Here is a 13,260-nt window from a genome sequence, read left to right on the forward strand (position 1 = left end):
AGATGGTGCTTTTTCCGTCAACTCGGCGGCGCCGAGTCCAAGCGTATCACTAACCTTGCTTACGATTCTTCCAGAAGTGTTCTTAGTTCTTCTTGAAGCTGTCCGATCAACTCGCGAAGTTGCTCCTGACGTTTCGCCAATCCTTCACTCTCACCATTGAACGCTTGCTTCTCGATGGCGTAGGCGAGATCGACGACTCCGTTGGCTTCGAAGTTGGCGGACAGGCCCTTGAGACTGTGTGCCGATCGTTCCGCCGTGGAGAGGTCGTTCTCTTCGATCGCGTTGCGCAGCGTCGTCAGGTGTTCGTCGGCATCCTCGAGAAAAATCTGGGCCATCTCTTTCAACAGGGACTCGTCGCCCCCCATCCGGTCGAGAGCCGCGTCGAAGTGAATGAGGGAATGAGTCGCGACATCTTCCGGAGGTGCGGGATCTCCCTCTCCCGAATCGGATGGGGACGCGTGCCGTTCGACAACGTCGACCAACTGCCGAACATCGATCGGCTTGGCGATGTAGTCATCCATCCCCACGTCCAGACAGCGTTGGCGATCGCCCCGCATCGCGTGCGCGGTCATGGCGATGATCGGCGTCGGGGGCAGCTGCCCCCCCTCCTCGAGCGAGCGAATGGCGACCGTCGCCTGCAAGCCGTCGAGTGCGGGCATCTGAACGTCCATCAACACGACGTCATAACTGCCATCTTTCCAACGGTCGATGGCGTCTCGTCCGTTGACCGCGATCGCCACATCGTGGCCACGGCGTTCGAGCGTGCGCTGGACGACGATTTGGTTGGCCTTGGTGTCCTCGGCGACCAGGATGCTCAACGGACGCAGCGTCTCCTTCTTGACTCGCTGCGTGATGACTTCTCGGGACTTGGGCACGGGACCGATGGAACTGGCGATGGCGTCGTAGAGGTCGGACTGAGAGATCGGTTTCTCCAAGAGATTGTCGATACACAACTCCTCACAGCGATCGGAAAACATTTGGGCATCGGCCGAAGAGAGCATCAGGATGACCGGATCGCGCGCGTACTGGTCGACGTTGATGCGTTCGATGAGCGTGAAACCGTCGACCTTGGGCATGAGCGCGTCGACCAAGAGAACCTGGAAGGGTTCCCCCTGCTCCGACTTCTGCTTCACCAGATCCATCGCTTCGGCGGCGTCGGCGCAGATCTCCGGTTTCATCTCCCAGTTCTCGAGCATATCGCGAAGAATTTGACGATTTGCCTTGTTGTCGTCGACGACCAGGACGCGCAGTCCCTTGAGTTGGTCGATCGACTCGGGTGCCGGGGCATCGCGTTCCGACTCGACCGGGCGACTGAGTTTGACCTCCACGAAGAAGGTTGTCCCCTGCTCGAGTTCACTCTCGAACCAGATCCTTCCCTCCATCAGCTCGGCGAGTTCCTTGGCGATGGTCAAACCGAGTCCCGATCCGTCGTGCATTCTCGTCGTCGAGCTATCCAATTGTGAAAAGGGTTCAAGGATGCGATCGCGAGCCTCGACGGGAATCCCCGGGCCGGTGTCCCGCACGGAGAATCGGAGAACGACGTGCCCATTCTCTTCTCGCACGAGTTTCGCGGCGAGAATGACCTCTCCCTTCTCCGTGAATTTCACGGCGTTGCTCGCCAGGTTCAGGATCAACTGCCGCAGCCGCAACGGGTCGCCGTTGATGATGTCGGGGACATTCGGGTCAACCCAACAGGCCAACTCCAGTCCCTTCTCCGAGGCTCGTAACGAAAGGGTCTTCAAGAGTCGATCGAGAGCGTCGCGCAGGACGAAATCCTCGGTCTCCAGCGTGAACTTCTTCGACCCGAGCTTCGAGTAGTCGAGGATGTCGTTGATCAGGTTAAGCAAGTCGTCGGCCGCTTGCCGACTCGTCTGGAGATACTCGCGCGCTCGTTCCGGCAAACCGCTTTCGGTCAGGGCCAGATCGGTCATGCCGATGATGGCATTCATCGGCGTCCGCAGTTCGTGGCTGGTGTTGGCCAGAAAGTCGACCTTCACCTGACGGGCTTCGTCCGCGGCCGCCTCGGCCTGGGCGAGCTGCAACTGCGACTGACGGTTCTTCGAACGATCGAAAATGAAGGCAATGAAGCCGTCCTCGGAGTCGTCGAGTTTGGTCACGCCGATGAGAATCGGGATCCGCCGTCCCGAGGCGTGGTAGTATTCCTTCTCGAAGGGCTCGCAGCGACCGAGTGTCTGCACCTCGTTCACGGCTCGGGCATCCAATTCGTGATACTCCGGCGGCGTCAATTCCTTCCAATCGAGCGGTTGTGTCGTGAGGGAACCTCGTTCGAGCCCCAACATCTCCATCAGGACATCGTTGGCCTCGAAGATCTCCCCTTTCAAATTGCCTGTACAGACACCGATGCCGCCGATTCGTACGAGCTGCCGAAAGCGGTCGTCGCTGATACGTCGTTCTTGGGAAGCCTTTTGAGCTTCGTAGGCGCGCGTGATCTCCCGGCGACGCGAGCGGTACATCGCCTCGCACAACACGCAGATAAAGAGCCCCTCCACGAAGAACGTTCCCAAGCGGATTCCTTCGCCGAGATTGTTGAGTCGAAAGTCCTCGTCAGGCGAGACATCGAGGTAAAGGCCAATGACGGACGAAAGCGCCAGCGCGACGAGCCCCGGGCCGAGGCCTCCAAACCAAGCCGCGAGCATGACCGAACCGGCGAACAGGAGGAAGGGACTCTCCTCGAGGACCGTGTAATCGGTGAGGGCATACTTCCACAGGACGGCGGCCACGACCCCGAGGACGGCGATGCTGTAGGCCCAGATCGCTCGCTTGGTCTGGTTGTTTCCCGTCAGATCCATGATTCTCCAATAATCGGGGGGACAGGGACGAACGATCGGCATCCACGTGTCGGAGCGGTCGATCCGAGACGTTCAGGCGGAGAGAGCCTCGCGGCACTCGCGATCCGATCCGGCGTGACATCTTACTCTAAGTGGCTTGACAACAGGAAGTTCCTCGACCGCCCCACTGCGGCGGACCAGTATGAGAGGAACGGGTTCACTCGCGACCGCACGAAGCGGTCTCGTGACGAAACGGACAGCTAGGACAGCTAGTGCACTGGTCCATTTGGCTCTTGGGGTGCCACTGGCTGCCTGTCAGCCAGTGCCAAAGGGTTAGGGTTGCACGAACTCTAACTTCCAGTTGGAGCAGAGCACTAGGGAATCGGTGCCTCCACGCCCTAGTGGGCCTAGGAAACGATCCCCACCCAATAATCAGAAAGCACAAACCATGCCAATGGGGAAGACGAACCGTCGCCGGAATCCCTAGAATGCTCCGTTGAAAGACGGGGCTCATCATCTCATCCGTTGGTGACTTCACCTCCGAGGAATTGGAACCCAATGCCAAAAGTTCTTGCCATCGACGATGATCGCTCCGTCCTCCACATGATTACGCGGGCTTTTGACAACTCAGACACTGCCGTGATCACCGCGCGGGATGGTTCATCCGGACTGGATCTCGTCGGTTCCGTCCAACCCGACGTCCTGTTGCTCGACATCATGTTGCCCGACAGCTCAGGCTTGGAACTCTTCGAACGGTTTCGTCGAGCCGACCCCAAACTGCCGATCATTTTCATTACCGCCAAGGGCGATTCCGCCACGGCAATTGAAGCCATGAAGGTCGGCGCCTTCGACTACCTCCGCAAGCCGTTGGACATCCGGCAACTGCGGGAGCTGGTCGACCGCGCCGCCGAAGTACGCCGCCTGATGCACGTCCCCATCCAGATGGAGGACTCGCAGGCCGATCCCGACGCGGACACGTTGGTCGGCGAAAGTCCTTCGATGCTCGAGGTTTACAAGCTGATCGGGCAAGCGGCCCCTCAGAACATTTCCGTTCTCATTCGAGGCGAAAGCGGTACGGGCAAGGAACTTGTCGCCCGCGCGATCTACCACTTCAGCCAGCGGGCCTCCCTCCCGTTCCTCCCCATCAATTGCGCAGCGATCCCCGAATCGCTTCTTGAAAGCGAACTCTTCGGCCACGAGAAGGGAGCCTTCACCGGAGCCGACGCGAAGCGAATCGGAAAGTTCGAGCAGTGTTCGGGAGGCACAATCTTTCTCGATGAGATTGGTGACATGCCGATCACGCTACAGAGTAAGATCTTGCGCCTCCTACAGGACCAGACTTTCGAGCGTGTCGGTGGGCGAGAAACCATCAAGACCGACGTGCGCATCATCGCGGCCACCAACCGAAATCTTGAGGAGATGATCGAAGAGGGAGACTTCAGGGAAGACCTCTACTACAGGCTCAACGGAATCACCGTGTCACTTCCCCCATTGCGGGAGCGAGGTGACGACGTCGGGGTTCTGCTCAACCACTTCCTTTGGCGATTCGCGAAGGAGTTCGGTCGCGATATCAAGGCCTTTTCCGAGGACGCGCTGAAGAGACTCAAGAGTCACTCGTGGCCAGGAAACATCCGCGAACTTCAGAGCGTGCTCAAACGCTCGATGCTCCGCGCCAAAGGGCAGATTCTACTTGAGGAGTTCCTTCCGCCGGAAGTTCTGAGTTCTCACGACACCGATGAGGATTCCGCGTCCTCTCCAAGCGGCCTGCCTCCCTCAGACATCGGCCCCCTCGTGGAACGCCGACTCGCCGAGGATTCTGAGTCGCTCTACGCCGAAGCGGTTGAGGCTCTCGATGCCTACGTCGTCAGTCGCGTCTTGCAGGCGACCAACGGAAACCAATCGCAAACCGCGAGAATCCTGGGAATTACTCGCGGCAACCTACGCAAGAAGATCGCCATCGCGGGGATTTCCATCGACCGCATCATCTCCCTGGAAGAAGGCTAGCCGTCGCCTCAGAGACCGATCGGTTGCGTTGTCAGGGCTTTCGGACGGAACGATCGACGACTCGGTCCTTCGACGTGCGGGCCAAAGAGATCGCAACTGAATCGGCCGACCAATCCGCCGCGCTTTCGATTCGTGAGACGATCGCGAATGGGAACCTTTTTGCCTTTTCCAGTTTCTGCCGAAGCGACAGGCCGCCGACTTGCCGATTCTTGGCTCCGTGGAAACCAGTCTGGTTGCCTCGACACCAATCGGCTCCCGCCAATTGGTCGGTCGGCTTGCCTCAGGCCGACCTCACGTTCCGCTACCGGGTTGTCACTCGTTGGCATTGATCTTGCTTGAGCATCAGACATCTCAGCAAGACTTAAATGTGACCAATTGAGGCGTGTTGATGAGCGCGGGACGAGTCATTCTGATGCATGGAAGGAGTCTTCAGTCCTTGATCGCCGCCCGCAGTCTTTCGACTCAAGGGGTGGAAGTCATCGGCTGTGACGAGACTCCCCTAATGGCCCTCTCGTTCTCAAGACACGTCTCCCAAACGTTTCTTCACGCCCCAAGCGAGACCGGAGAGGAGGAGTTTGTCAAGGATCTCGTCCAACGAGTCCTCGACTTCAAGCCACCCCAGGGCGTTCCGTACGTCCTCATGCCGGTCAACCATCTGACATACGTCGTCGCACGACACGCTCACCGTTTCGAGCCCTTGATCAAGGTGGCCGCTCCTCCGATCAAGTCGATCAACCGCGTCTACCCGAAAGACAGACTAGTCGAAACGGCGCGAGCTCTGGGAGTGCCTGTCCCGAGGACCGCGACGATGACGAAGACGGACGATCTCGAGTCCCTTGGGCGTCCGTTCGCTTTGCCGGCCTTCGTGAAGCTGCCCGACTCCTGCGCTGGGGTCGGGATCGAGCGAGTCGAAAGCCAAGACGAGTTGGACGCGACGTTCTTCCGCTTCGTCGAGCAGTTCGGAGTGAGCGAGCATCGGCCGGTCCTGCTCCAAGAGGCCGTCGAGGGGGACGACTACTGCGTCACGATGCTCTGCGATCATGGCGAAGTCCGCGCCAGCATGGTCTATCGCAATCTCAAGACGTTTCCGTCGGAGAGCGGCTTCGGGGTCCTCCGTGAGACAGTATCGGCCAAGCCACTCGAACAAGTCTCGGCACGACTCCTTTCGATGATCGGCTGGCACGGCGTCGTTCAACTCGACTTCCGTTGGGACGGGACGTCGGACGACTCGGTCCATCTCATCGAGATCAATCCCCGCTTCTGGGGGGGACTCTTCCAGTCGGTCGCGTCGGGAATCGACTACCCGTGGCTGCTCTTCCAACTCTGCGCCCATGGCGAGGTACCGCCGAGCCCTTCCCCAGCGATCGGCAAGAGAACGCGAGTCCCCATCGTCGCGTTACTCGCCGACCTTCAGGAGAGAACCGACGCGAGCCCTTCAACAGATCTGGGGCGAGCATTGCGCGACGGGTGGAAACAACTCGCCGACGGCTCCCTGCGGGAAGCCCTGAGCACGTGGGGCGATGGCGTGCTCCAATCCTTGGATCCGAGCGAACGAATCAGTCACATCGACCAATGGTGGCGGGAACACCAAGAGGCGGAAGCGGAGTTCTCGGCGCGAGAGGATCCTCTCGCCCTGTTGGGACTTCTCTGCGTCCTCGGTTCTCTGGTGCGAACCGGGCAACTTCCCGAGGAGATCCGACGGTCAGGCAACTCGAGATGGAGGGAATTTGGTGAATCGACGACAGACGGCGATGCCTGAACTCGTGGGAGACGACCTTCTCCTGAAGGGAATCGGCCATCGACCGGCGGCGCGAGTCCTGGTGTCGCTCGATCGATGTTGGTACCACCTTCTGGGATTGCACCGGCTGACCTACTACCGACTCCTTCAACGACATGGGGCCATCCCTCTCCGCATTGACCACGGCGACGGCCCCGAGCCGGAGGACGTCGTCTCGATCGCTCGCGACTTCGTCGCCAGTGCCGACGCTCTTCTGCTGAGTGGAGGTGCGGATGTCGCCCCCCGACTCTACGGCTCCGAAGCTCGATCGCGTCGACCCAATCCCCGACGCGATCGATTCGAGTTGGCGCTGATTCATCAAGCTCTCGACCGCCAAATGCCTATCCTGGGCATTTGCCGCGGTTGCCAACTGCTCAACGTCGCGCTCGGCGGAACCCTCTTCTCTTTCCGGGACTTTCCCCTGTTTCTCCGACGACACCATCACTGGACGACTCACGCGGTCGATATCGTGGACAACGCGGGTTTGAGGCAGGTCCTCGGGACCGGAAAGATCCCCGCGATCCGAAGCCGCCACACCCAGGCGGTCGCTCGACCGGCAACCAGCTTGACGATCTCGGCCTGGTCGGATGATGGTCTTCCCGAAGCCGTCGAACATCATCGCTTCTCCTCCGCCCATTGGGTCGTCGGTGTCCAGTGGCATCCGGAACTGATGCTGTTTCAGCATCACGACGAGGCCCTCATCAAGGACTTTGTCGCCGCCGCCCAGGAACGAGGACGACTCCCCTGTGGTCGGCCCCATGCCTCCCCGGCCCACGCCTTGAAGTTCGCGAAAATCGAATAGACTGTCTTGGTGTCACCTCGACTTCACTCGCGTGATATCGGCGGGCATCCGGTTGATCTATTCGCTGCCGACTACGAACGGCTCTCTTGACCCATCTCGGCGTCAAAGAAACGCGACGAATCTACGGATTCGCCTTCGTTGCTTCTCCTTGATCTTGGCCAACATAGCTCGTTCTCGCTCTGGCACGCTTAAATCAACGGACTGCTAGGGAAACTCCCTAATTCCTGCATCCCTCGACACAGGACAGGGAATAGAGCCTAGAATTGCTACGCTATGGAGGTGCGTCATCCGCAGGCGGTGACCGGCAACGCTGGCGGCGGCCTCGCGCAAGCCAACGCACTCCACGTGGCGTGAGTGATTCCGAGGCGACTAGGGAGGTCCGCCTTGAAGGCCATCCCGTGACTCGCGCATCTCTTCAGCGTTGTGCCCAGTGAAGAAACCGTTCGCGGAGTCAGTGCCATCGAACCGAACCAGACAGTTGGTCGTCTCTCATCTTCAGGAAGAATCGCGGTGTCAGAGTCACGGCTAACCAAGGTGTACATCATCGATGACCATCCCGTCTTCCGGCGCGGTGTCAGCGCCCTGATCGAGCACGCCGACGACCTCACCGTTTGCGGGGAGTCGGCGGGATCGCTCGCCGAGTTGGACGAGGTCATCGCGGCGGAACCCGATGTCGTCCTCGTCGACATCTCCCTGAAAGAGACTAACGGCCTGGAGGTGGTGAAACGGCTGCGTGTTCGCGACAGCCGAATGCGACTGCTCGTCGTGTCAAACCACAGCGAGGCGATCTACGCGGAGCGATGCTTGCGTGCCGGCGCCGCGGGTTTCATCAACAAGCAAGAGGCAGCCGAGGAACTGCTTGTCGCCATCCGGAAGGTCGTGACTGGATCGTTCTACCTCAGCACCAAGACCACCGATGACATCGTTTCACGAATCACCCGGAGCAAGCACGAGGAGGAAGGATGGTCCTCCGTCAACGGACTTTCCGATCGAGAGCTTCAGGTCTTCGAATTGGTCGGACGTGGACATAGTCGCCAGGAGATCGCCGAACGACTTCATCTCAGTCCCAAGACCGTCGACGCGTACCGTGATAACGTGAAGTCGAAACTGGGCTTCAAAGATGCCAATGAATTGGTTCGCGCCGCGGTCCAGTGGGTCTTTCTCGAGAACTCCGGATAGGTCTCTCGCGGCTCCCGAAACTCGTGGAACAACGGTGATGGCATGTGGCCCTCATCTCCCCGAGTCGCTTCATTGTCGGAGTGGTGTCGATGGAAATGGCGGCTGGGCAGCATGCTGTGGAAGTCAGTGGGCGTAAGCGAGTGTTGAACAACCGTTCGTAGGCTACTTTGTCTGGTCCAACGGTCCCCTGGACACCACTCCCACGGTGAAACGAACGTGACGAACGATTTGCGCCGAGCACAACTCTCCGTTGTAAGTGGTTTCAAGGCTTGATCGTCGGCCCGACTGGTCGACGAACAGCCGGAAGTCTGATTCGGGTGTTTTAGTCACCTCACTGCACGGTGGACACTTTGCGGCGAGCGAGGAAACGTGAATAGGTCGTTGACAACCTTGAAGACACTGAGCGCACTATTCATCTCCGGTTCGGTCTTTCTGGCGATGAGTGCCTATCTCCGGATCGTTCCGATGGGGCTTGATGTCGGGTCGATCCTCGCGACGATGTTCATCATTCTCGGCGTTGTTGCTTGGATCGGACGAACTCCAGTTCGTTGAGCACGACCACGTGCGCTCGCCAACGGGGAACGTTCCCTCCACGATCATCCGTTCGGCTGAGCGGGAGCTTCGGAGGGGGCACGCTGCGAACACCTTTGATTCGACCAATGCACGCACGATCTGAGGGCCGAGGTTTCATGCAACGAACCTGCCAATCAGGAGTCAGCGGCATCACGACGCTCTCCTAGGTGTTCCCGGACGATATCGAGATTCTTGCGGTTGGCTTTGTAGGCGATGTCAAACCAGTCCCCGACGATCGGTATGGCACCGATGACCGAGTCAACGGCGACATTCCAGACCATTCGAAAGAGCTTCCGTTTGGGAACACCCAACTGTCTCGCTTCGAACACGATGTAACTCGCCAGTCCAGCCGACAGAATGTCGCCGACACCTGGCAGAAGACCGATCAGGGCGTCGAAGCCGACACGGAAGTTCGTCCCGGGTACATGCACGGCAGAGTCGAGAAACCGAGCAAGCCGGTTGATTCGCTCGAAGCGGCGGCTCGATGAACCGAGCCACGACCATCGTCGTTTCTGGCGTGTATCCATCTCGGCGATCGCGATGCTAGTGTCTGACATCTCGCACTCTCCTTGATCCACTTGGTTCGGCATCCCACCCTCAACGCGGCGCGGTGAATAGACCTTCTCCGTCCCTGAGTCGGAGCTCCCAGGTCAACGCGAGCGGCCCACGGCAACGAGCAGCAACACCGCTCCGAGAATGGAGAGAATCCATCCGCCCCACGCGATACCCGAACCGGGCCCGTCCAAGACCAAAGCGGCCACGCTTCCGCCCACGAGGGATCCTGCGATCCCCAACAGACTCGTCGTGATGCAACCCAAATTTTGTCGCCCCGGCACCAACAGTCGCGCCAACGCCCCGCAGATGAGTCCAAAGAGCGCCCATCCGATGATCTGTACAATCACTCTTCCCAGCTCCATTCCCAGGCCAAGCAAGCGGTCAGGCTGTACGCCACGACATCCGATCACATCGCGTCGACTTGGCTCACCACAATGTCTCTCTTTGACTACATCAGCAACCGCCATGCCATCCCCGAATCGCGAAGAAACACGCTGATTCACGCTCCCCATGCCTTGGCAAGGTCGCATTCTGGTCCCAATGGAGCCAAGGTGGTTGCGAGCCAATCGACATGGTCGAACGAGCGGCGCGCTTCTCGCGGAGTACGTTGCCGAGGTCGTCGCTCTCCCTCTCGAGCGGGCGATCAGCGGCGAAACGACGACTCGTTCAAATCGAGCGAAAGTGTTCCGATCCATCGTGGCACGGTCGTTGCATCAGCCTGCCACTCGGCAGATCGGTCGTGCGACCTCGGGAGTTCTCGGTGACCGCCGTTCGATCTTCGACACGCTTCGACGCGCTTCGAATCGCGATGGGTAATGCGAGGCGTGTGACAGTGGTGACGGCGTTGCCGTTGCCGAACGGTTTGCCCTGGAGGGAAAGACGGATGTCGGTAACACTGCAAAGCAGCACGTCTGGGAAGAGCATCGATCCGTATTTTGGAACACTTGCCAAACTCACAAGCGTCGGCGTACTACTCATTGACAGGGAGAAAACCGTGCAGTTCATCAGCGAGAACGCGCGGAAGTTACTTCGCTGTCACTCCGGTGACGACATTCTCTCGTGTGTCCAGCCCGTGCGTTCCACGATCGACGAATTGACCGAAGACATTGGATGCTGCGACGACCACGCGAAGGACATGACGCCTCCCAAGGAACAGAACGTCCGCCTCGTCCGGGAAGATGGAGTGCATGACATTCACGTCGAGGTTCACACCATCGACATGGAGGGTTGCGAGGGGGGGCTCGTCTTGCTGCGCGATGCCCGGGTCGAGGAACTCTCCGGTCGGGACTTACGTCTGGCGACGCAGTTCCGAAACGTTGGTCGCCTCTATCAAGCCATCATTCACAACCTGCGGACTCCGGTCTCTTCGATCTTCCTCTATGCGAGGTTGCTCGAGGACTTGGCGAACCAATCGACAAAGTTCTCGGAGGATGAGGCCAGACGACATCACGAGTACCTCGATGTCATCAAAGACGCGGTTCGTATGCTTGACCAATCCCTCTCCCTGCTCCTGGACGAGTTGGTCGTTCCGAATCGCACCGATTCGATTGTCGACCTCCGACAAGTCGCGCACTCAGTGTCGCGACTTCTCGCCCCTCAAGCTCAGCGGCAACGCGTCGCGATCACGACCTCCATCCCGGGGGAACAGCTCCTCTGCTCCGGTTCGGAGACGAGAATCAAACAAGCAATTCTCAACGTCGCCTCCAACGCTCTCGAAGCCCTTGCCGGGGGAGGAACAATCGAAGTCGAACTCGTGTCGTGCGAATCCTTCGCGGACATCCACGTGCGCGACAGCGGCACGCGAATCCCCGCCAACATCCGATCGCGCATCTTCGACAAGTACTTCACGACGAAAAAGAGCGGAACGGGCATCGGCCTCTTCGTCTCGCGGCAGTCGATGATCGAGTTGGGTGGTACGATCGAGTTGGTCTCGACGGGTGCGTCAGGCACGGACTTCCGCATTCGCATCCCCCTCGTCAAAGAGACGACTCCCCAAGAGACGAGAACCGGCGAACTGGAAACGGCGCGTTAGCGGTCGCGGCGAAATTGTCTCGCGCTTTCAGGGATGCCTTAGATGTCGCCGAGTCTTCCCGGCTCATCCGCACAACATCCGGCTCGCTGCCACTGGACGCTCCCAGGATGGCCTCGATGATCGCATGCCCCGCCGCTTGCTCGGAAAGCGACGGCGTATTTGTCCTGCGGACGACAACGGCGGTCCCATCGGCCGTCGTTCCACGCGCTGACGCCAATGCGACAAACTCGCGACAGGCCGACTCAGCAGGCTGGTCCTTGCGCAGAATTGTCGCGATCTGCTCATCCCCTACGGTTGAGACCAAACCATCCGTGCACAAGAGAATCGAGTCTCCCTCGTCGCAATCTCGGGCATCGGTTTCGATGGAAGGATCCAGGGGAGCTCCCAGCAACGACCACACCGGTTTCTCGCTAGCCGTCGATCCACGAACGGAGTTCAATTCCTCTCCTTCCGGCTGGCTTCCTTCGACTGACTGATCCTCCGTGAGGAGTTGAAGCTCCGAGCCCCGAAAACGGTAGCAGCGACGATGAGCAACTTGCCAAGAATGTCATGGGCCGTGTCACTGGCGTTCGCGAACGACGCTTGTTCCGGGTCGAGGCTCTTTTTCACGCTCGCGATCATGAATTGGTGGTGGGTGAGGAGAGTGAGCCCCTGCCGGTCGTCCCGTCGACGCCAACGCGGCTAGTGGCGTGGGCAGGATCGAAGCTACTCAATACCCTGCTCTTGCGGAGACGCTTCATGCATCAGCGACTCTTCCGCTTCCTTCTCGCGCTGCTTGTCGACGGCTTTGTGATGATCCCAGTTCCCCGCACTCCCTTGGCGCCGACGATCGAGGTTCTCCAAGATCTCCTTCGGACCATAGAGAATGAGGACGTCACCCGGAACAAGCTCCGTCCTCCCCAAAGGCGCGCCGACGTACTCATCGGACGAACGCTGAATGCCGAGAACAACGACTCCCTCGTCGGGAAGCTTTAGTTCCTTGAGTCGACGTCGGGCGAGCCAGTCGCCCTCCTCGACGGAGAACTCCACGACCGCGTAGCCTCGCGAGAGGTGCAGCAAGCTGGAGTAATCGCGAACCTCCAAATCGGTCCACCGCTTGAGAGCCCACTCGATGGTTTCCGTCGTCCTCCGGTCAATCCACGGACTCCGAGCGATGAGCCACAGGATCGTGACGCCGACGACCATCGCCAGGATGCGGAACGTCAGCGTGCCGGTCACTCCCTCGCCGGTTTCGACGAACGAGAGCATCAGCGAGGAAACTGCGGTGACGATTCCCGCGTTTCCGAGCAACATGAGCAGCATGATGATCCGCCGTCGAACGGGGTGCTTGGCCACCTTTTCGGATTCAGAAGTCGTGAATCCCGCCCCGGTGAACGCGGAACGAGCTTGAAACCGTGCCAGTTGCTGCGACAGCCCAGTGAGCACCAATGCGTGAGTTGCGACGCGAACGACAATCAGCGAAACGACAATGGTCAGCAGCAAGGAAACGATCGGAAGTAGCGACGACATGAAGACGTCCTCAAGGGTTTGATGGTCGAGATGACCGAGG

The 13,260-nt window shown here is 59.4% G+C and carries 9 protein-coding genes; 6 read left to right on the plus strand and 3 right to left on the minus strand.

What is annotated here, in order from left to right:
- Positions 1-59 precede the first annotated feature (59 nt).
- Positions 60-2,810 (minus strand): hybrid sensor histidine kinase/response regulator, encoded by a 2,751-nt coding sequence (locus Pan216_RS13630; protein WP_419193630.1) that lies wholly within the window; start codon positions 2,808-2,810, stop codon positions 60-62.
- A 537-nt stretch (positions 2,811-3,347) separates the two neighbouring features.
- Here Pan216_RS13630 and Pan216_RS13635 point away from each other — a divergent pair.
- From Pan216_RS13635 to Pan216_RS28345, 5 genes are all read left to right on the plus strand, one after another.
- On the plus strand, positions 3,348-4,793 hold the full coding sequence (locus Pan216_RS13635; RefSeq protein WP_145258518.1) for a sigma-54-dependent transcriptional regulator: 1,446 nt from the start codon (positions 3,348-3,350) through the stop codon (positions 4,791-4,793).
- 412 nt (positions 4,794-5,205) lie between these two features.
- Positions 5,206-6,552: a carboxylate--amine ligase gene (locus Pan216_RS13640; protein WP_419193631.1), complete on the plus strand. Its 1,347-nt coding sequence runs from the start codon at positions 5,206-5,208 to the stop codon at positions 6,550-6,552.
- Positions 6,524-7,372, plus strand: a complete 849-nt coding sequence (locus Pan216_RS13645) for a gamma-glutamyl-gamma-aminobutyrate hydrolase family protein (RefSeq protein WP_419193632.1) — start codon at positions 6,524-6,526, stop codon at positions 7,370-7,372. Before Pan216_RS13640 ends, Pan216_RS13645 begins: the two co-directional genes overlap by 29 nt.
- 510 nt (positions 7,373-7,882) lie before the next feature.
- Positions 7,883-8,551, plus strand: a complete 669-nt coding sequence (locus Pan216_RS13650; RefSeq protein WP_419193633.1) for a response regulator — start codon at positions 7,883-7,885, stop codon at positions 8,549-8,551.
- 381 nt (positions 8,552-8,932) lie between these two features.
- Positions 8,933-9,103, plus strand: coding sequence for a hypothetical protein (locus tag Pan216_RS28345; protein ID WP_419193634.1), 171 nt, complete (start codon positions 8,933-8,935; stop codon positions 9,101-9,103).
- 155 nt (positions 9,104-9,258) lie between these two features.
- Here Pan216_RS28345 and Pan216_RS13655 read toward each other — a convergent pair whose 3' ends face one another.
- A complete protein-coding gene (locus Pan216_RS13655; RefSeq protein WP_419193635.1) occupies positions 9,259-9,681 on the minus strand; it encodes a DUF4112 domain-containing protein in 423 nt (140 codons plus the stop codon).
- A 992-nt stretch (positions 9,682-10,673) separates the two neighbouring features.
- Between Pan216_RS13655 and Pan216_RS13665 the strand changes: the two genes are divergently transcribed.
- Complete coding sequence (locus tag Pan216_RS13665) at positions 10,674-11,711, plus strand: sensor histidine kinase (protein WP_419193636.1); 1,038 nt, start codon at positions 10,674-10,676, stop codon at positions 11,709-11,711.
- Positions 11,712-12,416: 705 nt separating this feature from the next.
- Here Pan216_RS13665 and Pan216_RS13670 read toward each other — a convergent pair.
- On the minus strand, positions 12,417-13,220 hold the full coding sequence (locus tag Pan216_RS13670) for a TrkA C-terminal domain-containing protein (RefSeq protein ID WP_145258524.1): 804 nt from the start codon (positions 13,218-13,220) through the stop codon (positions 12,417-12,419).
- Between the last annotated feature and the right edge of the window lie 40 nt (positions 13,221-13,260).

This window comes from Kolteria novifilia, assembly GCA_007748055.1.
Taxonomy (GTDB): domain Bacteria; phylum Planctomycetota; class Planctomycetia; order Kolteriales; family Kolteriaceae; genus Kolteria; species Kolteria novifilia.